Annotated in this window: 24 protein-coding genes; 14 read left to right on the plus strand and 10 right to left on the minus strand. The window is 65.0% G+C overall.

Going from position 1 to position 21,672, the window contains the following annotated elements; all coding sequences use genetic code 11:
- Positions 1-71: 71 nt before the first annotated feature.
- Positions 72-581 carry a DUF1993 domain-containing protein gene (locus BMY68_RS23655; protein WP_085534050.1) on the minus strand — a complete coding sequence of 170 codons (510 nt, stop codon included), beginning with the start codon at positions 579-581 and terminating at the stop codon, positions 72-74.
- 137 nt (positions 582-718) lie between these two features.
- Here BMY68_RS23655 and BMY68_RS23660 point away from each other — a divergent pair, with 137 nt between their 5' ends.
- Complete coding sequence (locus BMY68_RS23660) at positions 719-1,369, plus strand: YceH family protein (RefSeq protein ID WP_009044661.1); 651 nt, start codon at positions 719-721, stop codon at positions 1,367-1,369.
- Positions 1,370-1,456: 87 nt separating this feature from the next.
- Here the strand turns inward: BMY68_RS23660 and BMY68_RS23665 are convergent, their stop codons facing one another.
- Positions 1,457-1,975, minus strand: coding sequence for a cupin domain-containing protein (locus BMY68_RS23665; protein ID WP_053261901.1), 519 nt, complete (start codon positions 1,973-1,975; stop codon positions 1,457-1,459).
- Positions 1,976-2,082: 107 nt separating this feature from the next.
- Complete coding sequence (locus BMY68_RS23670; protein ID WP_085534048.1) at positions 2,083-2,901, minus strand: shikimate 5-dehydrogenase; 819 nt, start codon at positions 2,899-2,901, stop codon at positions 2,083-2,085.
- 252 nt (positions 2,902-3,153) lie between these two features.
- Here BMY68_RS23670 and BMY68_RS23675 point away from each other — a divergent pair, with 252 nt between their 5' ends.
- The 3 genes from BMY68_RS23675 to BMY68_RS23685 all read left to right on the plus strand — a co-directional run bounded on the left by BMY68_RS23675 (position 3,154) and on the right by BMY68_RS23685 (position 4,242).
- The gene (locus BMY68_RS23675) at positions 3,154-3,510 is read left to right on the plus strand and encodes a hypothetical protein (protein ID WP_007927233.1); all 357 of its coding nucleotides are present in this window, start codon (positions 3,154-3,156) and stop codon (positions 3,508-3,510) included.
- A 246-nt stretch (positions 3,511-3,756) separates the two neighbouring features.
- Entirely contained in the window at positions 3,757-3,951 is a 195-nt protein-coding gene (locus BMY68_RS23680; protein ID WP_007927235.1) for a hypothetical protein, read from the plus strand.
- Between the two features lie 108 nt (positions 3,952-4,059).
- Positions 4,060-4,242, plus strand: coding sequence for a hypothetical protein (locus BMY68_RS23685; protein ID WP_007927236.1), 183 nt, complete (start codon positions 4,060-4,062; stop codon positions 4,240-4,242).
- On the opposite strand, the gene BMY68_RS23690 is transcribed toward BMY68_RS23685, so the two are convergent.
- Positions 4,239-5,306 (minus strand): AI-2E family transporter, encoded by a 1,068-nt coding sequence (locus BMY68_RS23690; RefSeq protein WP_085534046.1) that lies wholly within the window; start codon positions 5,304-5,306, stop codon positions 4,239-4,241. The genes BMY68_RS23685 and BMY68_RS23690 overlap by 4 nt on opposite strands.
- A 167-nt stretch (positions 5,307-5,473) precedes the next feature.
- Here BMY68_RS23690 and yegQ point away from each other — a divergent pair, with 167 nt between their 5' ends.
- Positions 5,474-6,799 carry a prephenate-dependent tRNA uridine(34) hydroxylase TrhP gene (yegQ, locus tag BMY68_RS23695; protein ID WP_085534044.1) on the plus strand — a complete coding sequence of 442 codons (1,326 nt, stop codon included), beginning with the start codon at positions 5,474-5,476 and terminating at the stop codon, positions 6,797-6,799.
- A 129-nt stretch (positions 6,800-6,928) separates the two neighbouring features.
- On the opposite strand, the gene BMY68_RS23700 is transcribed toward yegQ, so the two are convergent.
- Positions 6,929-8,608 (minus strand): methyl-accepting chemotaxis protein, encoded by a 1,680-nt coding sequence (locus BMY68_RS23700; RefSeq protein WP_009044666.1) that lies wholly within the window; start codon positions 8,606-8,608, stop codon positions 6,929-6,931.
- A 199-nt stretch (positions 8,609-8,807) separates the two neighbouring features.
- Positions 8,808-10,124: a Na+/H+ antiporter family protein gene (locus BMY68_RS23705; RefSeq protein WP_162096424.1), complete on the minus strand. Its 1,317-nt coding sequence runs from the start codon at positions 10,122-10,124 to the stop codon at positions 8,808-8,810.
- Between the two features lie 428 nt (positions 10,125-10,552).
- On the opposite strand from BMY68_RS23705, the gene BMY68_RS23710 reads away from it, so the two are divergent.
- Entirely contained in the window at positions 10,553-12,700 is a 2,148-nt protein-coding gene (locus BMY68_RS23710) for a methyl-accepting chemotaxis protein (protein ID WP_085534042.1), read from the plus strand.
- 208 nt (positions 12,701-12,908) lie between these two features.
- Here the strand turns inward: BMY68_RS23710 and BMY68_RS23715 are convergent, their stop codons facing one another.
- The 4 genes from BMY68_RS23715 to BMY68_RS23730 are packed head-to-tail and all read right to left on the minus strand — an operon-like array spanning position 12,909 to position 15,509.
- Positions 12,909-14,222: a sensor histidine kinase gene (locus BMY68_RS23715; RefSeq protein ID WP_085534040.1), complete on the minus strand. Its 1,314-nt coding sequence runs from the start codon at positions 14,220-14,222 to the stop codon at positions 12,909-12,911.
- A complete protein-coding gene (locus BMY68_RS23720; protein WP_009044669.1) occupies positions 14,219-14,887 on the minus strand; it encodes a response regulator transcription factor in 669 nt (222 codons plus the stop codon). The genes BMY68_RS23715 and BMY68_RS23720 overlap by 4 nt, the downstream gene beginning before the upstream one ends.
- On the minus strand, positions 14,887-15,201 hold the full coding sequence (locus BMY68_RS23725; protein ID WP_009044670.1) for a PepSY domain-containing protein: 315 nt from the start codon (positions 15,199-15,201) through the stop codon (positions 14,887-14,889). Before BMY68_RS23725 ends, BMY68_RS23720 begins: the two co-directional genes overlap by 1 nt.
- A complete protein-coding gene (locus tag BMY68_RS23730) occupies positions 15,201-15,509 on the minus strand; it encodes a PepSY domain-containing protein (protein WP_009044671.1) in 309 nt (102 codons plus the stop codon). Before BMY68_RS23730 ends, BMY68_RS23725 begins: the two co-directional genes overlap by 1 nt.
- Before the next feature lie 160 nt (positions 15,510-15,669).
- On the opposite strand from BMY68_RS23730, the gene BMY68_RS23735 reads away from it, so the two are divergent.
- The 8 genes from BMY68_RS23735 (at position 15,670) to codB (ending at position 21,664) form a co-directional block, all read left to right on the plus strand.
- Positions 15,670-16,749, plus strand: coding sequence for a patatin-like phospholipase family protein (locus BMY68_RS23735; RefSeq protein ID WP_085534416.1), 1,080 nt, complete (start codon positions 15,670-15,672; stop codon positions 16,747-16,749).
- A gap of 97 nt (positions 16,750-16,846) precedes the next feature.
- Positions 16,847-17,203: a 6-carboxytetrahydropterin synthase QueD gene (queD, locus tag BMY68_RS23740; RefSeq protein ID WP_007930577.1), complete on the plus strand. Its 357-nt coding sequence runs from the start codon at positions 16,847-16,849 to the stop codon at positions 17,201-17,203.
- A 232-nt stretch (positions 17,204-17,435) separates the two neighbouring features.
- A complete protein-coding gene (locus tag BMY68_RS23745; protein ID WP_085534038.1) occupies positions 17,436-18,272 on the plus strand; it encodes an alpha/beta fold hydrolase in 837 nt (278 codons plus the stop codon).
- Positions 18,269-18,781 (plus strand): nucleoside 2-deoxyribosyltransferase, encoded by a 513-nt coding sequence (locus BMY68_RS23750; RefSeq protein WP_085534036.1) that lies wholly within the window; start codon positions 18,269-18,271, stop codon positions 18,779-18,781. The genes BMY68_RS23745 and BMY68_RS23750 overlap by 4 nt, the downstream gene beginning before the upstream one ends.
- 119 nt (positions 18,782-18,900) lie before the next feature.
- The gene (locus tag BMY68_RS23755; RefSeq protein ID WP_085534034.1) at positions 18,901-19,524 is read left to right on the plus strand and encodes an NUDIX hydrolase; all 624 of its coding nucleotides are present in this window, start codon (positions 18,901-18,903) and stop codon (positions 19,522-19,524) included.
- A gap of 74 nt (positions 19,525-19,598) precedes the next feature.
- Positions 19,599-19,973 (plus strand): hypothetical protein, encoded by a 375-nt coding sequence (locus BMY68_RS23760; protein WP_085534032.1) that lies wholly within the window; start codon positions 19,599-19,601, stop codon positions 19,971-19,973.
- Positions 19,970-20,167: a helix-turn-helix transcriptional regulator gene (locus BMY68_RS23765; RefSeq protein ID WP_009044678.1), complete on the plus strand. Its 198-nt coding sequence runs from the start codon at positions 19,970-19,972 to the stop codon at positions 20,165-20,167. Before BMY68_RS23760 ends, BMY68_RS23765 begins: the two co-directional genes overlap by 4 nt.
- A gap of 225 nt (positions 20,168-20,392) precedes the next feature.
- Positions 20,393-21,664, plus strand: coding sequence for a cytosine permease (gene codB / locus BMY68_RS23770; protein ID WP_085534031.1), 1,272 nt, complete (start codon positions 20,393-20,395; stop codon positions 21,662-21,664).
- The last annotated feature ends 8 nt before the right edge of the window (positions 21,665-21,672 follow it).

The raw sequence follows: 21,672 nt of genomic DNA on the forward strand, positions 1-21,672 counted from the left end.
AGCGCGCACTAAAAAGCCCGGCAAGGCTCGCACCTTGCCGGGCTTTTTTATGGGCCTGGCCCCCAACTACATCAGAAAGCGCCCATGTAGTCGCGCTTGCCGATTTCCACGCCGTTGTGGCGCAGGATCGCGTAGGTGGTGGTGACGTGGAAGAAGAACTGCGGCAGGCCGTAGGTCAGCAGGTAGGACTGGCCACTGAAGCGCTTCTCTTTCGGGGTGCCCGGACGGGTGACGATCTCGATGCCTTCCTTGCCATCGATCTGCGCTGGCTGGATGCCGTCGATAAAGGTCAGGACCTTGGCCAGCAACGCCTGCAGCTCGGCAAAGGTGGTTTCGCTGTCGTCGTACTTCGGCAGCTCGACTTCGGCCAGGCGAGCGGAAACGCCCTTGGCGAAATCGACGGCGATCTGCACCTGGCGGATCAGCGGGAACATGTCCGGGTACAGGCGCGCCTGGAGGAAGGCATTCGGGTCGATGTTCTTGGCGGTGGCGTGGGCTTCGGCCTTGTTCAGGACATCGCTCAGGGCGTTGAGCATTTGCTTGAAGACAGGAACGGAGGCGGCGTACAGGGAAATAGTCATGGTGATCTCGACAGGCTGACGGAAAAAAGCACAAACAAAGCTGGCGCGATTATAGACCTGCTTGGGTGCCGCCGGCGGCTTGTCTTTTATCCAGCAAGGATTAGGCTAGTCGCCTTCGACAGCATAGGGAACGCGCGATGAGCATTGAGCAAGAAACCTTGAGCGAGCAATTGCAACTGAGCAGCACCGAACTGCGCATTCTCGGATCGCTGATCGAGAAGCAGGCGACCAGCCCGGAAACCTATCCGCTGACCCTCAATGCCCTGGTCATCGCCTGCAACCAGAAAACCAGCCGCGAACCGGTGATGAACCTCACCCAGGGCCAGGTCGGCCAGAGCCTGCGCGCCCTGGAAAACCGCGGCTTCGCCCGCCTGGTGATGGGCAGCCGCGCCGACCGCTGGGAGCATCGCCTGGACAAGGCGCTGGAACTGGTGCCGGCGCAGGTGGCACTGGCCGGCCTGCTGTTCTTGCGCGGCCCGCAGACCGTCAACGAACTGCTGACCCGCAGCGGGCGCATGCACGATTTCGAAGACAGCGAACAGGTGGTGCACCAACTGGAACGCCTGATCGCTCGTGGCCTGGCGTTGCTGATCCCGCGCCAAGCCGGGCAGCGTGAAGATCGCTACATGCATGCCCTGGGCGACCCGGCGGATATCGAAGCGATCCTCGCCGCCCGGCAGAACCCGGTGGAGCGCAGCGCGGGCAGCGGCGTATCGGCGGAGCGCATCGAAGAGCTGGAAGCGCGCATCGCCGCCCTCGAAGAACGCCTGGCGAAACTCGAAGGCTGATCCCCACCCCTGCGGCAGCGCCTTGTAGCCGCTGCCGCAGGCTGCGATCGCCGACGCAGTCGGGGTAAAGCCTCAGAACACTTCCCGCTACTCCCCGTCCCAGTAATCCACCCCGTCCGCATGCCGCGCCACCGCGACGAATCCCGAGGCGTTGCCCTCATCGTCGATCTTGAAGTCCTTCATCACCACATATTTGCCGGAGTCCGGGTATTCGCAGATGTCCGGCGCTTCCTGGGTGCTGACCGCCAGGTAGCGCAACTCGCCCTGGCTGGTGTTGATGATCTGGTGCGCGCTGTCCATGTCGCCCGGCGGGCAGGCGATCACATCGCCGGCGCGGATGGCAAAACGCTCGGCGCCGAGGCGGATCTCGCCCTCGCCGGCGACTATGTAGAACATCTCTTCATTGACGCGATGGTTATGGAAGGGGCTGGCACGCATCCCCGGGCCCAGGGCAATCAGCCGGTAGCCGAGCTTCTGGGCGCCCAGTTGCTGGCCGATGCGGGCGATGCGCTGGACATAACGGCCGGCGGTGTCGCCGGTGGGGCTCAGGGCTTCAGGCAGCGGCTGAAGGTCCGCCTGATCCAGATTGAGAATGGCAGGTGGCATACAGACCTCGATCACGGTGACGTGGAACAGGGGCAAGTCTTGGCTTGCTGGCGACCAGTATAGGCAGGGCTTTACGCCCCACCGACCTGCCCTGCTCCACCCACCGATCAGGCCCGGGCGAAGGCCACCGCCTGCTGGAACTGCTCGGCGCTGGGGCGCACGCCGGTGTATAGCACGAACTGCTCCAGGGCCTGGATGGCGATCACTTCCAGGCCGGTGATCACCTGCTTGCCCTCCATCCGGGCGCGCAGGATCAGCGGAGTTTCCGCCGGCACCGCCACCACGTCGAACACCGTGCGCGCGGCCTCGATCGCCTCGACCGGGAACGCCAGCTGGTCGGCCTCGGGACCGCCGCTCATGCCGATCGGGGTGACGTTGATCAGCATCTGCGGGCGCAATTCGCCCAGCTCCGCCTGCCAGGCATAGCCCAGGGAGTCGGCGAGGGCCTGCCCGGCTTGGGCATTGCGGGCAACTATCACGCCATCGCGGTAGCCACCATCGCGCAAGGCACTGGCCACCGCCTTGGCCATGCCGCCGCTGCCGCGCAGGGCAAAGCGGGTGTCCTTGGGAATCCGGTGGCGTTCGAGCAACTGGGCGACGGCGATGTAGTCGGTGTTATAGGCCTTGAGGTGGCCGTTGGTGTTGACGATGGTGTTGATCGACTGGATCGCGCTGGCCGAGGCGTCCAGTTCGTCCACCAGGGCAATGCAGGCTTCCTTGAACGGCATGGACACGCCACAGCCGCGAATGCCCAGGGCGCGGATCCCGGCGACGGCGCCTGGCAGGTCCTGGCTGCTGAAGGCCTTGTAGTAGAAGTTCAAGCCCAGCTGTTCATACAAGTGATTGTGAAAGCGCAAGCCGAAATTCCCCGGACGCCCTGACAGCGACATACACAACTGGGTGTCTTTGTTGGGGTTCATCTGCATGTTGATCTCCTTGGAACGCACTTTCGGATAGACGGGATTAGCCAGTCATCGGGTTCTGCCCGATCATATCGACGTGCCTGAAAGACGGGCCTGCCGCCCACGGACGAGGGTCAATAAACCGGTACAGACCTTACACAAAATTTACCCGGCAGCTGTGCAGTTTTTCAGAAAAAAGCGGTCTTAGAAGTATCCCCGCGACAGTCCTCGCGTCTATGGCAGACCGAGCGCCGGGGTCGGAACCGAGGAATAGCCATGATGCGTAAAATCCCCAAGATAGCCTTGCTCATTGGTGCACTTGCTGTCGCCGGTCAAGCGTCCGCCCACGGTGGCGGTGGTTGGGGTGGCCCGGCGGTAGTCGGTGCGGTGGTCGGCGCCGCGGTAGTGGGTTCGGTGATCGCCAGCCACAGCCGCCCGGTCTACGTGCAACAGCCAGTCTACGTCCAGCCGCAGCCGGTCTATGCCGCGCCGCCACCGGTCTACTACCAGCCACAGCCGGTGTACGTGGAAGGCCCGCCGGTCTATTACCGCCCGGCCCCGGTGTACTACGGCCCACCTCGCGGCTACTACGGCCCGCCCCGCCATTACTACTATGGCCCTGGCCGCTGGTAAGCCAGGCGATCACACACCTACAGGCCCCGCCTTCGCCAGCGGGGCCTGTTGCGTTTTGCCAAACGTCTGAATAAATCTTGCAAAGGTCGCTGCTGGAACAGTTTTTGCGATTCAATCCAGCAATAGTGTTTGTTGCCCAGCGGCAGCCCGTATACGCGAGCCCACGACTGTCATATTTATGTCATGTCAGGTCCGCAAGATCGGATCTGTCCACAAAACAGCCCCATAACAACAAGGACGACTCCCATGCCAACACAGAACCCTCATCACTCCCCTACCCTGGGTACCGCGAGCAAGGTGTACAGCGCCCTGACCGAACTCAAGCACCTGGAAGGTCACCGCAGCGCCAAGTTCCTGGCCTTGCTGGCCGAACACCTGGTGCGCAAGGGCCTGCTGCACGACCCGGAAGTGGTCTACATGCTCGATCAGGTCGTCGACTGATCGGGCTGGCGCGTTTTTCGCCGGTATCGATGTCCACTATCGAGCGCGGTGATTTTTCGTAGCACCTGCCGGTCCGTAAGGTAACTCCACAGATTGATGGAGGTACTTATGCCCAAGGTTCAGATCATGTCCGTTATCGGTAGCGCCGTTCCCACCTCGCTCAGGGAACTGGGGTTGCTGGCGTGTTGGTACCTGGTGCGCGACGGTGAACCGGTCAGTGGCCCGCTCACTTCGCTGACCGCCGCCCAGGCCCTGTCGCAAAAGATCGAGCAGCGCGTCCTGCATGCCTAAGGCAACGGCAGTTGTGGCCGCGGCCGGGTATCGACGAACAGGCCCCAGCTGGAGATGAACAGCGCGGCGATCAATGGCCCGATGACAAAGCCGTTCAGGCCGAAGATCGCCAGGCCGCCCAGGGTCGAGATCAGAATCAGGTAATCCGGCATCCTGGTGTCCTTGCCCACCAGGATCGGGCGCAGCACGTTGTCCACCAGACCAATCACGAACACCCCGTACAAGCCCAGCACCACCCCTTGCCAGATCGCCCCGCTGAGCAGAAAGTACAGGGCCACCGGGCCCCAGACGATCGCCGCGCCCACCGCCGGCAACAACGACAGCAGGGCCATCAGCACCGCCCACAGCAGCGGGCTGGGAATCTCCAGAAACCAGAAAATCAACCCGCCTAGCAGCCCCTGGCTGATCGCCACCAGCACGTTGCCCTTCACCGTGGCCCGCACCACCCGATTGAACTTGAGCTGCAGCCGGCGTTTCTGGTGTTCGGCCAACGGCACCGCGATGCGCACCTTGCGTACCAGTTCGGGGCCATCGCGCAAAAAGAAGAACAACAGGTACAGCATCACGAAAAAACTCACCACGAACTTAAAGGTGCCCTGGCCGACGCTGAACGCCTGGGTGGCGAAGAACTGGCTGCCTTGCAGCGCATTCTTGACGATTTTCTCGCGCACGCTCTCCAGCTCACCCAGGCCGAAACGGTCCAGCAGTTGCTGGAAGTACGGCGGCAGGCTGTGCTTGAACTGGTCCAGGTGACCGGCGATGTCCAGCTTGCCGCTTTCGATGTTCTGGTAGAGGTTGGCGCCCTCCTGCACCAGCAAGGTGCCGATGACAATCACCGGCAGAATGGCGATGACCAGGCAGATGCTCAGGGTGCACAGGGCGGTCAGGTTGCGTGGCCAACCGAACTTGAGTTGCAGGCGCCGTTGCAGCGGGTCGAACAGGATGCCGAGAATCACCGCCCAGAACACCGGACCGTAAAAGGGCAGCAGAAGCCAGATAAAGGCGACGGTCACCAGGGTCAGCAGAAGCAACAGGCTTTTGTGTTGCATGAGGTGCTGGTTCATGTCCGCTCCCCGTCAATAAGGTCCAGGACGCCGCAAAGCGCTCCTAAAGCGTTAGTCCGCCAGCGTTCGGCCAAGTGCCCTGTTTTATTCGTCGAGCATAGACCCAGATCAATGCAGCCGGCTGGCCCTGGCCTTACCCTCGCGACCTTTTGCCATCGACAATCGCCATGACGCCCCTGACCCGCCCCGAACTGCTCGCCCCCGCCGGCACCCTGAAAAACATGCGCTACGCCTTCGCCTATGGCGCCGATGCGGTATACGCCGGCCAGCCGCGCTACAGCCTGCGGGTGCGCAACAACGAATTCGACCATGCCAACCTGGCCCTCGGCATTCGCGAGGCCCAGGCCCAGGGCAAGCGCTTCTACGTGGTGGTCAACATCGCCCCGCACAACGCCAAGCTCAAGACCTTTCTCAAGGATCTCGCGCCGGTGATCGCCATGGCCCCGGACGCGCTGATCATGTCCGACCCGGGGCTGATCATGCTAGTGCGCCGACACTTCCCGCAGATGCCGATCCACCTGTCGGTGCAGGCCAATACGGTGAACTGGGCCAGCGTCGAGTTCTGGCAGCAACAGGGCCTGAGCCGGATCATCCTGTCCCGCGAGCTGTCCCTGGAAGAGATCGAGGAAATCCGCCAGCAGGTGCCGGCCATGGAGCTCGAAGTATTCGTCCATGGCGCGCTGTGCATGGCCTATTCCGGGCGCTGCCTGCTGTCGGGGTATATGAACAAGCGCGACGCCAACCAGGGCACCTGCACCAATGCCTGCCGCTGGAAATACCAGGCCCAGGAGGCTACGCAGAATATCGTCGGCGAGATCGTCCAGCCGTTCCAGCCGGAACCGACCCTGGGCCTGGGCGCGCCGACCGACCAGGTGCTCCTGCTGCGCGAGGCCAATCGCCCGGACGAAGCGATGCCGGCCTTCGAGGACGAGCACGGCACCTACATCATGAACGCCAAGGATCTGCGCGCGGTGCAGCATGTCGAGCGCCTGACGCGCATGGGCGTGCACTCATTGAAGATCGAGGGCCGCACCAAGTCGCACTTCTATTGCGCCCGCACCACCCAGGTCTATCGCCGGGCCATCGACGACGCAGTGGCCGGCCGCGAGTTCGACCGCAGCCTGATGAACGACCTGGAGTCCCTGGCCCAGCGTGGCTACACCGAAGGTTTCCTGCGCCGCCACGTGCACGACGAGTACCAGAACTACCAGAACGGCAGCTCGGTATCGGAACGCCAGCAGTTCGTCGGCGAACTCACCGGCGAACGCCGCGACCGGCTGGCGGAAGTGAAGGTGAAGAACCGCTTTGCCCTGGGCGACCATATGGAACTGATGACCCCCAAGGGTAACTTCCACTTCGACCTGCACCAGTTGCACAACGTGCGCGGCGAGCCGATCGAGGTCGCGCCGGGGGACGGGCATACGGTGTACCTGCCGATCCCCGATCAGGTGGACCTGCGCTTTGGCCTGCTAATGCGCGATATCAGCGCCTGATGCCGTGTAGGTAACACCCTGATGTAACTGGTGGGCCGCCAAGCAAGACCCTTCGGGCCTTTTCGCAGCCTCGCAAGCTCGGCAGCGGCTACACCAGCCATCAGACACCGGCCACCGGCACCGCACGCCTCAGATGCGGAATTGCCCCACCAGCTTGCCCAGGCGCTGGCCGAGGTCGGCCAGGCTGCGTGAGGTCTGGGCGCCGAGCTGGGTTTCGTCGGCGACGCTGTCCACCGCCACCGCGATCTGGTGCACGCTGCGGTTGATCTCCTCGGCCACCGCGGTCTGTTCTTCCGCGGCGCTGGCGATCTGCGCGTTCATCGAGTTGATGGTGCCGATCAGTTGCGCCATGGCATCCAGCGACGCCCCCGCTTCGTTGGCCTGGTGCGAGGTGCCGTCGCCAGCATCGCTGGAGCGGCGCATGGCCTCCACGGCGGTGCGCGTGCCCTGTTGCAGGCGGTCGATCATGCCCTGGATTTCCTGGGTGCTCTGCTGGGTGCGGCTGGCCAGGGCCCTGACCTCGTCGGCCACCACCGCGAAGCCACGCCCGGCCTCACCGGCCCGCGCCGCTTCGATAGCGGCATTGAGGGCCAGCAGGTTGGTCTGTTCGGCGATGGAACGGATCACGTCGAGCACGCTGACAATCGACGCCACGTCCTTCTGCAGGCTGTCCAGGGAGGTGCCGCTGCTGCGGATATCGCTGACCAGCGCGTGAATCTGCTGGATGCTGCCATCCACCACGCGCTTGGCCGCCTGGCCTTCCTCGTCGGTCTGCTGCGCCGCCACGGCCGCGCCCTGGGCACTGCGCGCCACTTCCTGGGCCGCCGAGGACATTTGGTTGATCGCCGTGGCCACCTGATCGGTCTCGTGACGCTGGCGCTCCATGGCCTGCTCGGAACGCTGGGCCTGTTCGGACACCTGGGTCACCAGGCCGGTCAGTTGGCCGGTCATCTCGGTGATCTGTCGCACCAGGCCGTGGATCTTGTCGACGAAACGGTTGAAGGAACTGGCCAGGTCGCCCAGCTCGTCCTGGCTGGTGATGGCCAGGCGGCGGGTCAGGTCACCTTCGCCGGCGGCGATATCGTCGAGGTTGAGCTTCATCAGGTTCAGCGGCCGCAGGATGGTATTGGCCACCAGCAGGCCGATGGCGGCGATCACCAGCAGCACCACCACGGCGATGCCGATGATGCTCAGGACCATGCCCCGCATGCGCTGGTTGACGCTGGCCTCGACCTCGGCCACCTGGGCGTCGATGCCATCCAGGTTCACCGAGGAGCCGACGATCAGGTCCCACTTGGGCAGGTACTCGGTGTAGCCCAGCTTCGGCACCAGCACGTCGCTGCCCGGCTGGGTCGAGCTGTACTGCACATAGTGCGTGCCGTCCTTGCCGACCTTGACCAGCTCGCGGTTGACGTACACGCCGTTGGGGTCGCGGTTGTCCTTGAAGCTCTTGCCGACGCCGTCCGGGCTGTTGCCCTTGAACAGGCGCACCGTCTCGGAGTCGTAGCCGAAGAAGTAACCGTCCTTGCCGTAGGTGATGTTCGACAGCAGCTTCACCACCTGGGCACGGGCCGCGGCATCGCCGGGCGCCGCCGCGTCGTAGAGCGGCTTGACGGTGCTCAGGGCCACCTCCACATAACTCTGCAGCGTGGTCTTGGCCTCGCCGAGCAGGCGCTGCCGGGTCTCGTCCACCTCGTTCTGCGCCTGCTCCTTGAGCATGACGACCGTGGTCAGGCTGATCACCAGCGCAAACAACAGGACCGGGAGGACCGCGAGGGACAGGACTTTGCCCTTCAGACTTAAGCGCATAGGAGGTTCACTCTTGATGTTGTTGGCGTGATACAGCCTTAACGGCACGCCGCCACAAAAGTTGAGCCCCGCAGGATGAAGAGCGGAATCTGCGGATACGCAGCGTCCTGGAGATTTTTCGCGAGCAAGCTTCACCCTTCTGTAGGAGCGAAGCTTGCTCGCGATGGGAACACCGCGGTGCGGCTGAAACCCGGCGGGCTCAGAGCACCATGGCGGCCACCCAGCCGAACGCCAGCAGCGGCAGGTTGTAGTGCAGGAAGGTCGGGACCACGGTGTCCCAGATGTGGTGGTGCTGGCCGTCGATGTTCAGTCCGGAGGTCGGGCCCAGGGTCGAGTCCGAGGCTGGCGAGCCGGCGTCGCCCAATGCGCCGGCGGTGCCGACGATGCAGACGATGGCCAGCGGGCTGAAGCCCAACTGCACGCACAGCGGCACGAAGATGGTCGCCAGGATCGGCACGGTGGAGAACGACGAGCCGATGCCCATGGTCACCAGCAACCCCACCAGCAGCATCAGCAAGGCACCCACGCCCTTGCTGTGACCGATCCAGCTGGCCGAGGACTCCACCAGGCTCTTCACCTCGCCGGTGGCCTTCATCACTTCGGCGAAACCGGCGGCGGCGATCATGATGAAGCCGATCATCGCCATCATCTTCATGCCTTCGGTGAACAGGTCGTCGGTCTCGCGCCAGCGCACGATGCCCGACACCGAGAAGATCAGGAAGCCGGACAGCGCACCGATAATCATCGAGTCCAGCAACAGCTGGATGACAAAGGCCGCGACAATTGCCAGGCCCGCCACCAGCAGCGTGCGCGGGTTGTATTGCACCGTCACCTGCTCGACTTTCTCGATCAGCTCCAGGTCATACACGCGCTTCTTGCGGTAGCTGACAAAGGCCAGCAGCAGGCCGAAGACCATGCCCAGCGCCGGAATGCCCATGGCGTGGGTGACATTGATATTGCTGATGTCCACGCCACTGCGGGCGACGTTGGCCAGCAGGATCTCGTTGAGGAAGATGTTGCCGAACCCCACCGGCAGGAACATGTACGGGGTGATCAGGCCGAAGGTGATGACGCAGGCGATCAGCCGTCGGTCCAGCTGCAGTTTGCTCAGCACATACAACAGCGGCGGCACCAGCAGCGGGATGAAGGCGATATGGATCGGCAGGATGTTCTGCGAGGCGATCGCCACCACCCACAACAGGCCGATCAGCAGCCATTTGACGTTGCCGCCGCCGTTGGCGTCCTGGCGGTCCACCAGCAGCAGGATCTTGTCCGCCAGGGCGTGGGCCAGGCCGGACTTGGCGATCGCCACCGCGAAGGCGCCGAGCAAGGCGTAGGACAGGGCCACCGTCGCCCCGCCGCCGAGGCCATTATTGAAGGCCTTGAGGGTTGCCTCGATGCCCAGGCCACCGGTCAGCCCTCCCACCAGCGCGCCTACGATCAGCGCGATCACCACATGCACGCGGGACAGGCTGAGGACCAGCATGACGCCAACCGCGGCAATTACTGCATTAATCATCGTTACCTCATGGCACTGCGGCGGGAAAACGCCACAAAAGGAATGAGTCCGGCCAGAGGGCAAGCATTGCCGACGCCGGATTGAAAAAGGAGGGTCTTATTAGAGGGCGCGCACTTTGCAGCAGCGGGCAACGCTTGTCAAAACCGGCGGGCACTCGCTGCCCGACCGACTACCGCCTGCGCCGGCAGCTCCGCCGTCACTTGTAGCCGCTGGCGCAGCCTGCGATCGGCCGCGCAGCGGACGCCGGGTCTGAGGATCGAGTCTTCCAGGCCAGTCGCATTGCGTGCCTTTGCGAGTGCTGCGCACTCGATCGCAGCCTGCGGCAGCGGCTACAGGGAGCGGCATTCGAACGAGCGTTTAAAGAAGGCCGTTCTTCGGCCGATACGCTGCAAAGTCTCAAATAAATATCGAATAAGGACGTCTCCATGTCGCTCAGACAACTTTCCATCCAGTGGAAAATCACCCTGCTCGCCGGCCTCTGCCTGGCCGGTGTAGTGACCCTGCTGGTGGGGCTTTCGCTGTACCGCATGGAGCACAGCTCCGCCCTGGTGAAAGCCTCGAGCATGGAGATGCTCAACGAAGCCGCCCAGGCCCGCATCGAGGCCCAGGGCGAGGTTCAGGCGCTGGGCATCCGCCAGCAATTCATGGACGCCTATCAATACGGCCACGGCTTCTCGCACCAGGTGCTGTTCCTGCGCGAGCAGGCCGAGAAGCGCTTCCTCGATGCCTTCGACCTGCGCGAAGACCTGACCCGCCAGGTGAAGTCGGCGCTGCAGGCCAACCCCGACCTGCTCGGCCTGTCGCTGGTGTTCGAAGCCAATGCCCTGGACGGCAAGGACGAACTCTTCAGCGGCCAGAGCGAACTGGGCAGCAACGACAAGGGCCGCTTCGCCCTGTACTGGTCGCAGCCGACCCCGGGCAAGCTGACCTCCATGGCGCTGCCGGAAAGCGACATGAGCGACACCACCACCGGCCCCAGCGGCCAGCCGGCCAATGCCTGGTTCACCTGCCCGCGCAATACCCTCAAGCCTTGTGTGATCGAGCCTTACTTCTATGTGATCGACGGCCAGAATGTGCTGATGACCAGCATCGTGTTCCCGCTGCTGGTGAACGGCAAAGTCATCGCCTCGCTGTCGGTGGACATCAACCTCAACAGCCTGCAATCGGTCAGCCTGCAAGCGAGCAAGGCGCTCTACGACGGCCAGACCACGGTCAGCATCATCAGCCCGGTCGGCCTGCTCGCCGGCTACAGCGCCGACGCCAGCAAGCTCAGCCAGCGCCTGGACCAGCTGGACCAGGCCAACGGCACCGAACTGATCCGCCTGCTGTCGGCCAGCACCCAGACCCAGAGCCTGCACAACGACAACGCCCTGAAAGTGCTCGCGCCCTTCACCCCGATTCCCGACGGCAAGCCCTGGGGCGTGCTGCTGCAAGTGCCGGAGCGGGTCCTGGTGGGCCCGGCCGAAGCCCTGAAAAACCAGCTGGACCAGAGCAACCAGACTGGCACCCTGGTCGAACTGGGCCTGGGCCTGCTGGCCGCGGTGCTCGGCCTGCTGCTGGTGTGGCTGATGGCGCGCAGCGTGACCCGGCCGATCCTCGGCGTGGCGCACATGCTGGAAGACATCGCCAGCGGCGAAGGCGACCTGACCCGGCGCCTGGCCTACGACAAGAAAGACGAACTGGGCCAACTGGCCGGCTGGTTCAACCGCTTCCTCGACAAGCTGCAACCGATCATCGCCGAGGTAAAACGCTCGGTGCAGGACGCCCGCGGCACCGCCGACCAGTCCTCGGCCATCGCCACCCAGACCAGCGCCGGCATGGAGCAGCAGTATCGCCAGGTCGACCAGGTGGCCACCGCGTCCCACGAGATGAGCGCCACCGCCCAGGACGTCGCCCGCAGCGCGGCCCAGGCCGCGCAGGCCGCCCGCGATGCCGACCAGGCCACGCGCCAGGGCCTGAGCGTGATCGACCGCACCACCGCGAGCATCGATCACCTGGCGGCCGACATGAGCACCGCCATGACCCAGGTCGAAGGCCTGGCCGCCAACAGTGAAAAGATCGGCTCGGTGCTGGAAGTGATTCGCGCCATCGCCGAGCAGACCAACCTGCTGGCCCTCAACGCCGCCATTGAGGCCGCTCGCGCCGGCGAGGCGGGGCGCGGTTTCGCGGTGGTCGCCGACGAAGTGCGCAACCTCGCCCGGCGCACCCAGGAATCGGTGGAGGAAACCCGCCAGGTCATCGAGGAGCTGCAAAGCGGCACCCAGGAAGTGGTCGGTTCGATGGGCAACAGCCATCGCCAGGCCCAGGGCAGCGTCGAGCAGGTCGGCCAGGCGGTCACCGCCCTGCGGCAGATCGGCGACGCGGTGACGGTGATCAGCGACATGAACCTGCAGATCGCCAGCGCCGCCGAAGAGCAAAGCGCGGTGGCCGAGGAGATCAACAACAACGTGGCGACCATCCGCGACGTCACCGAATCGCTGTCGGAACAGGCCAACGAATCGGCGCGGGTCAGCCAGTCGCTGAACAGCCTGGCCAACCAGCAGCAGAGCCTGATGGATCAGTTCCGGGTCTGACCTCCCCCTTCAAAAACGCCCGGTGTAGCCGCTGCCGAGGCACGAGGCTGCGATCGGCTGCGCAGCAGCCGTAGACCCGGCGACTCGGTCGATCAGATACACCGCGGGCATAGGGTTGGGGCCGCTTCGTCGGAATGCCGCCCAACCCGATCGCAGCCTCGTGCCTCGGCAGCGGCTACAGGGATTCAGGGATTCAGCACCGGCAATATCAGCGCTTGGGCAACTCGATCAACACCCGCAGGCCGCCCTGCGGGCTTTCCAGCAAGCGCAGCACCCCGCCCCAGCTCTCGACTATGTCGCGCACGATGCCCAGGCCGAGGCCGTGGCCGTCGGTCTGTTCGTCCAGGCGCGTGCCACGGCTGAACACCTGGCTGCGCTGCTCCTCGGGAATCCCCGGCCCGTCGTCGTCCACCGCCAGGCCATAACCCTCGGCGGTCTGCCACACACTCAGCGCCACTTCGGCATCCGCCCACTTGCAGGCGTTATCCAGCAGGTTGCCCAGCAGTTCCAGCAGGTCTTCCCGATCCCAGGGCAGTTGCAGGCCGGGGGCCGCCTGATAGCTCAGGTCCAGGTGCTCGCCATGGATCATGCTCAGGGTCGCCAGCAGCCCCGGCAGCTCGGCGTCGCAATCGAACAGCGCGCCGGGCAACGCATCGCCGGCCAGGCGCGCGCGGTTCAGTTCGCGGTTGAGCCGCTGCTGCACCTGCTCCAGCTGCTCCTCGAGCAACTGGCGCAGCTCCGGGTGCGCCTGCAACTTGGGGTTGGAGGCCAGGCTCAGCAGCACCGCCAGCGGGGTCTTCAGCGCGTGCCCGAGGTTGCCCAGGGCATTACGCGAACGCTTCAGGCTGTCTTCGGTGTGGGCCAGCAGATGGTTGATCTGTGCCACCAGCGGTTCCAGCTCCAGCGGCACCTGTTCGTCCAGCTGCGAACGCTGGCCGCGCTGCAATTGGGCGATCTGCTCGCGGGCCTGTTCCAGCGGGCGCAAGGCGCGGCGCACGGTGACCCGCTGCAGGATCAGGATCAGCAACAGGCCGGCCAGGCCCAGGCCCAGGCCCACCTGTTGCATGCGCAGGAAGCTCTCGCGCACTGGGGTGTAGTCCTGGGCCACGCTGATGGAAATCGATTGCCCGAGGCGCCGGTAGTCGGTGCGCAGCACCAGCAGGCGCTGGCCTTCCGGCCCCAGTTGCAGGTTGCTGTGCAGGCCGGTCTGTGCCAGTGCAGGCAGGTCCTGGTCCCACAACGAGCGGGAGCGCCAGTGCACGTCATCGAAGTCGATGCGAAAGTAATGCCCGGAAAACGGCCGCTGATAAGCCGGCGACAACCGCCGCTCGTCCAGCTGCAAACCCTGCGGGCCCCGGACCAGCGCCACCAGCAGGCTTTCGCTGTCATTGCGCAAACCGGCCTCCAGATACCGCTGCAAACCCATCTCGAACAGCCACAGGCTGGTCTGCGCCAGCACCAGGCCGACAATCACCATCACACTGATCAGGCCCAGGCTCAGGCGGCGCTGGATCGACCTCACTGAGCGTTCCCGCCAAACAGGTAGCCCTGGCCGCGACGGGTTTCGATCACGCTGCGCCCGAGCTTGCGCCGCAGGTGGTTGACGTGGACTTCCAGCACGTTGGAGTCACGCTCGGTCTCACCGTCGTAGAGGTGCTCGGCCAAATGGCTTTTCGAAAGGATCTGCTCCGGGTGCAGCATGAAGTAGCGCAGCAGGCGGAACTCGGCGGCGGTCAGCTGAATGTCCACGCCGTCGCGCACCACGCACTGGCGGCCCTCGTCGAGGTGCAGCCCGGCGGCCTGCAATGTCGGCTGGTTGGCCTGGCCGTGGGAACGGCGCAACAGCGCCTGGATGCGCAGGTGCAATTCTTCCGGGTGGAAGGGTTTGGTCAGGTAGTCGTCGGCACCGGCCTTCAGGCCTTCGATGCGCTCGGCCCAGGACCCGCGGGCGGTGAGGATCAGCACCGGGGTCGCCAGGCCGCCGGCGCGCCATTTGGCCAGCACTTCCAGGCCCGGCACCCCGGGCAGGCCGAGGTCAAGCACGATCAGGTCGTAGGGCTCGCTGGCGCCCTGGTACAGCGCGTCACGGCCATCGGCCAGCCAGTCCACGGCGTAACCCTGGCGGTTGAGCCCGGCCAGCAGTTCGTCGGCCAGGGAGACGTGGTCTTCCACCAGGAGCAGGCGCATCAGTCATCTTCCTTGTCTTTCAGTAAGCGGCCGGTGGTGGCCTCCAGGTCCAGCTCGCGGACCACGCCCTCGGTGGTCAGCAGCTCGACTTCATAGATGTAGACGTCGTGTTTTTCTTCCAGCTCGGCTTCCAGCAACTTGGCCCCGGGGTAACGGTCCAGGGCCTGCTGCAGCAATTGCTCCAGCGGCAGGATCACCCCTTGCTGGCGCAGGCGCAGGGCTTCGTCCTGGTCCAGGTCGCGGGCCAGCGCCACCGAGCAAAAAGCCAGAAGCGCCAGGGCCACCCTGCTGCCGGCGCGTAGATTCACCTTCATTACGTATCCTGATGATCCTTGAGCACCTGGCCGCTCACTGCGTCCAATTCCAGGTCCCACTCAATCCCTTGAGGGTCGCGCATCTCGATCTGGTAGATGTACTTGCCGTACTCCTCTTCCAGCTCGGTTTCGGTGATGGTCGCGCCCGGGTGCTTGGCCAATGCCGTGGCATTGAGTTTTTCAAAGGACACAATGGTACCAGCGTCGCGCAGTCTCAGGGCCTCGTCGGGCCCCAGGTCGCGGGCATGGGCCAGGCTGGCGGTCATGCCGATGAGGGTCGCGGTGAACAGGGCAGTCAGGGTTTTCATGGGGTGTCTCCGAATTTCTCGTTATGTGTTGCTACGGAGCTCACGATAGCGGGTCGAACTTAATTGAAACTGAATGGCCATCATCGGCGCCGCGCAGGTTTCATTCGGCGCCGCTGGCCCGAGCTTTTATACTCGGCTGTCGCTCGAGATTGAGGCCGGTATGACCGCTATCCACATCAAGTTCCCTGCCCTGACCCTCAAGGCCGGCCCACGCGCCCTGGCGCGCATTCGCGCCAACGGCCTGAGCGCGGCCGAGGTCGGCACCCTGCCCGGCGCCGCCGGCGGGCCGAAAGCCCTGGGCATCCAGGGGCTGGACCTGGCGCTGTTCGGCGAATGGCTGCCAGCGGCGCCACGGGAACGTTCGCTGATCGGTGCCTCGGTGGGTTCCTGGCGCTTCGCCAGCGCCTGCCTGCCGGACGCCGCCGAAGGCATCCGCCGCCTGGGCCAGCTGTACAACGCCCAGAGTTTCGCCAAGGGCGTGACCATGGCGCAGATCAGCCAGAGTTCGCAGCGCATGCTGCACGAGCTGCTCGACGGCCGCGACGCGAGCATTCTCGACAACCCGCACTACCGGCTGAACATCATGGTGGTGAAAAGCCACGGCCTGCTCGCCGACGACCATCGCGGTCGGCTGGGCCTGGGGCTGTCCTCGGTGATCGCCGACAACCTGCGTGGCCGCGCGCGCCTGGCGCGGCACTTCGAACGCCTGGTGCTGCATGACCCGCGCCTGGCGCCACCGCTGCATGCCCTCGACGACTTCCCCTCGCGCTTCGTGCCGCTGGACACCGGCAACCTGCGCCAGGCCCTGCTGGCCTCGGGTTCGATCCCGATGGTCATGCAAGGCGTACGCGACCTGCCCGGCGCCGGGGCCGGCACCTTCCGCGACGGCGGCCTGCTGGACTACCACCTCGACCTGCCCTACAGCGGCGACGATATCGTGCTCTACCCGCACTTCACCGACCGGGTGATTCCCGGCTGGTTCGACAAGACCCTGCCCTGGCGCCGCGGCAACCCGGGCCGCCTGCAGGACGTCTTGCTGCTGGCACCGTCGAAGGAATACCTGGCGCGCCTACCCTACGGCAAACTGCCGGACCGCAACGACTTCAAGCGCTTCATGGGCGACGACGCCAGCCGCCAGAAATACTGGCGCAGCGCGATGGACGAAAGCCGGCGCCTGGGCGACGAGTTCCTCGAGCTGGCCGGCAGCGGTCGTCTCGGCGAGCGCCTGCTGACCCTTTAGTCAGTGTTTTCCCGCAACCGCATAACCAAGCTGGTAAACTCGCCGCCTGCCTTACATCGCCCGCGGCGATAGCCACCTGACCGAGCTGACCGACACTGTGGAAATCTTCAAAGAATTTACCTTCGAATCCGCCCACCGCCTGCCCCATGTGCCTGCAGGCCACAAGTGCGGGCGCCTGCACGGCCACTCGTTCAAGGTGGCCATCCACCTGAGCGGCGACCTCGATCCGCACACCGGCTGGATTCGCGATTTCTCCGAGATCAAGGAGATCTTCAAGCCGCTCTACGAGCGCCTGGACCACAACTACCTGAACGACATCCCCGGCCTGGAAAACCCCACCAGCGAAGTGCTGGCCAAGTGGATCTGGAACGAGCTCAAACCCCTGCTGCCGGAGCTGAGTGCGATCCGCATTCACGAGACCTGCACCAGCGGCTGCATCTATCGCGGCGAATAAACCGTCGCCCGCCTGAAAAAAACCACCGCCCGCGGTGGTTTTTTTATACCTATGCTTGCCCGCTCGGCCCTCGGGTTAGCCACATCCGGCTTTACACCAACCCAGCCATGAGCGAAAACATCGCCTGTGCTCGCGCCGCGCTTACACCCAGACTCATCGCGCCGAGGAGCATGGGCTGCGCCGGGCCTGCATGAGCAAGGCGCCGGAACGATCACCCGCAGAGGACCACAACATGAGTGACTGGCCGCTGGATCGAACCTACAGCTTCAACGGACAAAAGGTGCGCTACGCCATTCAGGGTGACGGGCCGCCTCTGGTGTTCGTGCATGGCACGCCGTTTTCTTCCTACGTCTGGCACCGCATCGCCCCGCACTTCAGCGCCAGCCACCGGGTGCACTATTTCGACCTGCTGGGCTATGGCCAATCGGAACAGGCCGCCGGCCAGGATGTGTCCCTCGGCGTGCAGAACCGGCTGCTGGCCGAACTGCTGGAGCACTGGGGCCTGGAACGCCCGGACGTGGTGGCCCACGACTTCGGCGGCGCCACCGCCCTGCGCGCCCACCTGCTCAACGGCAAGGACTATCGCAGCCTGACCCTACTCGACCCGGTGGCGCTGTCGCCCTGGGGCTCGCCGTTCGTGCAGCACGTGCGCCAGCATGAACAGGCCTTCAGCGGGGTGCCGGACTACATCCAGCGAGCCATAGTGCCGGCCTACATTCGTGGGGCGATCCAGCGCGAGATCCCCGACCGGGAGCTGGCGCCCTACGTCCAGCCCTGGCTCGGCGCCAGCGGCCAGGCCGCCTTCTACCGGCAGATCGCGCAGATGGACGAGCGCTACACCACGGAGGTGGCCGGGCTCTATCCGAGCATTCGCTGCCCGACCCAGATCCTCTGGGGCGAGGACGATCAATGGATTCCCATCGAACGCGGGCGCCAGTTGCACCGGCTGATCCCCGGCTCGCGCTTCCAGGCGGTGCCCAACGCCGGCCACCTGCTGCAGGAAGACGCCCCGGAAGCCATCATCGCCGCGCTGCTGCGCTTTCTGCCCCAGGCTGGGAGCCAGGCATGAACCCACGCATCTACCTCGCCGGCTTCGACCTGTTTCGCCGCGATGCCATCGCCCGCGGCGAATACCTCAAGCGCCTGTGCCAGGCCCAAGGCCTACAAGGCCTCTACCCCTTCGACCAGCAGGTGCCGGCCCAGCCGACACCGGAGCAGACCGCGCAACTGATCTGCCAGCAGAACATGCAGATGATCCGCGACTGCGACGCGGTGCTGGCCAACCTCAACGACTTTCGCGGCCTGGAGCCGGACTCCGGCACGGCCTTCGAAGTGGGCATGGCCATCGCCCTGGGCAAACCGGTGTGGGCCTGGTTCGAGGCGCCCGCGACCCTGCGCGAACAAGTGCCCCATGACGCCGACGGCCGCGACGCCGAAGGTTTCCTGGTGGAGGACTTCCACCTGCCGCGCAACCTGATGCTGGCCTGCACCTGGGCCGGCCACAGCCGCAGCGCCGAAGAAGCCCTGCCGCGCCTGGCCGCCTACCTCGCCCAGCAACTACCGGCACGCCCCCTGTAGGAGCGAGCTTGCTCGCGATAAGTCTTCAAGGCCGATGCAATGCTCAAGGGCCTCATCGCGAGCAAGCTCGCTCCGACAGTGACAGATTTGGCCCCAGCGATTACCTGAGGACATGCACCATGGAAAACACCTGGCTCACCCACGCCAAACGCTTGCAGGCCTTGGCCTCCACCGGGCTGCATTTTTGCAAGGACCCGTTCGATCGCGAGCGTTACCAGGAAGTCGCCGACATCGCCCACAGCATGCTCGCGCAACTGGCCGACGTGCCCCTGGAACGCATCGCCGGCCTGGTGTCGGACTTCGCCAAACGCTACTCGACACCCCTGGTGGATGTGCGCGGCGCCCTGATCGAAGACCAGCGCATCCTCCTGGTCCGCGAGCGGACCGACGGGCGCTGGGCCATGCCCGGCGGGTATGCCGACATCGGCCTGTCGGCCGCCGAGAACATCGTCAAGGAGATCCACGAAGAGGCCGGACTCAGCGTCTCGGCCCGCGCCCTCTACAGCGTCCGGCACAAGGCCAAGGGCCCCTTCACCCCCGACACCCGGGACTTCTACAAGCTGTATTTTCTCTGCGAGCGCGACGAACGCAGTGCCCCGGTGGCCGGCTCTGAAGTCAGCGACGCCGGGTTCTTCGCCCTCGACGCCCTGCCCGAACTGTCCCGCGGCCGCACCGTGGAAAGCGATATCGAAGCCGCCTTTGCCTTCCACCGCGGAGAAACCCGCCTGACCCTGTTCGATTGAGCCAATGTAAAGCGTCCTTGACACCGTCGGATCGGCTGCCTAATGTAAAGCACCCTTTACTTCAGGAGCCGGCCATGTGCGGCAAACGCTACCTCGTGGAATTCACCCTCGCCATGCTGGCGTACCTTGTCGCCGTGGTGCTCAGCACTTACCTGCTGCCGGGCATGGACAGCAGCGCCGGGCGCATCGCGGTGTCGCTGATTCCCGTGATCCCGATGATCGCCATGGCGCTGGTGGTCATCCGCCAACTGCGGCGCCTGGATGAACTCAGCCAGCGCATCCAGCTCAACGCCCTGGGCATCGCCTTTGTCTGCACCGCGCTGATCACCTTCAGCTACGGTTTCCTGGAAATAGCGGGCCTGCCGCGACTGTCGATGTTCGCCGTCTGGCCGATCATGGGCTCGGTGTGGCTGGTGGCCACGCTCCTCGGCAACAGGCGCTACCAGTGAACAACCGCCTGCGTGAGCTGCGCGCCGCGCAAGGCTGGTCCCAGGCGGAACTGGCTGCGCGCCTGGAGGTTTCGCGGCAGACCGTAAACGCCATCGAGACCGGTCGCTACGACCCCAGCCTGCCCCTGGCCTTCAAGATCGCGAAGGCCTTCGGCCTGCCTATCGAGGGCATTTTCGAGGCCCCCGAGGACTGAGCGGCCAGTGATCCAATTTGTCTCACCGGCGCACCGCTTTCGCGCCAAAGCCGGCCAATCGGCCGCGGCGGAAAGCAAAAATCCCCTGCTTGTCTATAAATCTCCTGCAGGTTGCACAGCGCCGGCCGGGCACCCCTGACCCTGGGGGCGTTGGCACGGCGACTGCAGCAGACACCTGCGTCGCTTACGCACCAGGCCACGCCTGGGCCAATCAGGGGAAGGCAGATGACGCAGAACGATCCAGGCAACGACTACCCGCTCAGCGAAGTGCCGATGCATGCGCGCAAGGGCCTGGCCTCCACGGCCATGGTGCTGCTGGGCTTCACCTTTTTCACCGCCACCATGTTCGCCGGCGGCAAGCTCGGCGTGGCCTTCAGCTTTGGCCAGATGCTCGGGGTGATCGTCCTCGGCAACCTGCTGCTGGGCCTGTACGCGGCGGGCCTGGGCTATATCGCCTTCAAGAGCGGGCTGAACTCGGTGCTGATGGGACGCTTCTGTTTCGGCGAGGTGGGCAGCAAGCTCAGCGACCTGATCCTCGGCTTCACCCAGATCGGCTGGTACGCCTGGGGCACCGCCACTGCCGCAGTGGTGCTGGGCAAGTATTTCGAGCTGGGCCAGGGCACCGTGCTGGGGCTGATGGTGTTGTTCGGCCTGGTGTTCTGCGCCACCGCCTACGTCGGTTATCGCGGGCTGGAAATCCTCTCCTGGATCGCGGTGCCGGCCATGGCCCTGCTGCTGTTGCTGTCGATGTGGGTGGCCACGGTCAAGGTCGGCGGCCTCGATGGGTTGCTGGCCGTGGTGCCGAGCGCCAGCCTCGACCTGTCCACGGCCATCACCCTGGTGTTCGGCACCTTCGTCAGCGGCGCCACCCAGGCCACCAACTGGACGCGCTTTTCGCGCTCGGCCAGGGTCGCGGTGCTGGCCAGCCTGATCGGCTTCTTCATCGGCAACGGCCTGATGGTGCTGATCGGGGCCTACGGCGCCATCGTCTACCAGCAGCCGGACGTGGTCGAAGTGCTGCTGTTGCAGGGGTTCGCCATGGCCGCCATGGCCATGCTCCTGCTGAATATCTGGAGCACCCAGGACAACACCATCTACAATTTCGCCGTCGCCGGCTGCAACCTGCTGCGCACCGGCCGGCGCAAGACCGTGACCCTGGCCGGCGCGGTGATCGGCACCCTGCTGGCGCTGCTGGGCATGTACGACATGCTGGTGCCCTACCTGATTCTGCTGGGCACGGTGATCCCGCCGATTGGCGGGGTGATCATGGCCGACTTCTTCTATCGCTATCGCGGCCAGTACCCGCGCCTGGCCGACAGCAAGCTGCCGGCGTTCAACTGGGCCGGCCTGGGCGCCTATGCCATCGGCACCGTGGCGGCCTTCGGTTCGCCCTGGGTCGCGCCGTTGGTAGGCATCGCGGCCGCCGCCCTGAGCTACATGCTGCTGAGCAGCCTGCTCGGCGCACGCGCCACGACCGCCGCGGACATCCAGGCATGAGCCCGGGC

This window comes from Pseudomonas sp. NFACC41-3, assembly GCF_900109505.1.
Lineage (GTDB): Bacteria > Pseudomonadota > Gammaproteobacteria > Pseudomonadales > Pseudomonadaceae > Aquipseudomonas > Aquipseudomonas chlororaphis.

Excerpts from the sequence above, each read along its gene's own strand:
- BMY68_RS23655 (WP_085534050.1), bottom strand. The coding sequence starts at position 581 with ATGACTATTTCCCTGTACGCCGCCTCCGTTCCTGTCTTCAAGCAAATG.
- BMY68_RS23660 (WP_009044661.1), top strand. The coding sequence starts at position 719 with ATGAGCATTGAGCAAGAAACCTTGAGCGAGCAATTGCAACTGAGCAGC.
- BMY68_RS23665 (WP_053261901.1), bottom strand. The coding sequence starts at position 1,975 with ATGCCACCTGCCATTCTCAATCTGGATCAGGCGGACCTTCAGCCGCTG.
- BMY68_RS23670 (WP_085534048.1), bottom strand. The coding sequence starts at position 2,901 with ATGCAGATGAACCCCAACAAAGACACCCAGTTGTGTATGTCGCTGTCA.
- BMY68_RS23675 (WP_007927233.1), top strand. The coding sequence starts at position 3,154 with ATGATGCGTAAAATCCCCAAGATAGCCTTGCTCATTGGTGCACTTGCT.
- BMY68_RS23680 (WP_007927235.1), top strand. The coding sequence starts at position 3,757 with ATGCCAACACAGAACCCTCATCACTCCCCTACCCTGGGTACCGCGAGC.
- BMY68_RS23685 (WP_007927236.1), top strand. The coding sequence starts at position 4,060 with ATGCCCAAGGTTCAGATCATGTCCGTTATCGGTAGCGCCGTTCCCACC.
- BMY68_RS23690 (WP_085534046.1), bottom strand. The coding sequence starts at position 5,306 with ATGAACCAGCACCTCATGCAACACAAAAGCCTGTTGCTTCTGCTGACC.
- yegQ (WP_085534044.1), top strand. The coding sequence starts at position 5,474 with ATGACGCCCCTGACCCGCCCCGAACTGCTCGCCCCCGCCGGCACCCTG.
- BMY68_RS23700 (WP_009044666.1), bottom strand. The coding sequence starts at position 8,608 with ATGCGCTTAAGTCTGAAGGGCAAAGTCCTGTCCCTCGCGGTCCTCCCG.
- BMY68_RS23710 (WP_085534042.1), top strand. The coding sequence starts at position 10,553 with ATGTCGCTCAGACAACTTTCCATCCAGTGGAAAATCACCCTGCTCGCC.
- BMY68_RS23720 (WP_009044669.1), bottom strand. The coding sequence starts at position 14,887 with ATGCGCCTGCTCCTGGTGGAAGACCACGTCTCCCTGGCCGACGAACTG.
- BMY68_RS23725 (WP_009044670.1), bottom strand. The coding sequence starts at position 15,201 with ATGAAGGTGAATCTACGCGCCGGCAGCAGGGTGGCCCTGGCGCTTCTG.
- BMY68_RS23730 (WP_009044671.1), bottom strand. The coding sequence starts at position 15,509 with ATGAAAACCCTGACTGCCCTGTTCACCGCGACCCTCATCGGCATGACC.
- BMY68_RS23735 (WP_085534416.1), top strand. The coding sequence starts at position 15,670 with ATGACCGCTATCCACATCAAGTTCCCTGCCCTGACCCTCAAGGCCGGC.
- BMY68_RS23745 (WP_085534038.1), top strand. The coding sequence starts at position 17,436 with ATGAGTGACTGGCCGCTGGATCGAACCTACAGCTTCAACGGACAAAAG.
- BMY68_RS23750 (WP_085534036.1), top strand. The coding sequence starts at position 18,269 with ATGAACCCACGCATCTACCTCGCCGGCTTCGACCTGTTTCGCCGCGAT.
- BMY68_RS23755 (WP_085534034.1), top strand. The coding sequence starts at position 18,901 with ATGGAAAACACCTGGCTCACCCACGCCAAACGCTTGCAGGCCTTGGCC.
- BMY68_RS23760 (WP_085534032.1), top strand. The coding sequence starts at position 19,599 with ATGTGCGGCAAACGCTACCTCGTGGAATTCACCCTCGCCATGCTGGCG.
- codB (WP_085534031.1), top strand. The coding sequence starts at position 20,393 with ATGACGCAGAACGATCCAGGCAACGACTACCCGCTCAGCGAAGTGCCG.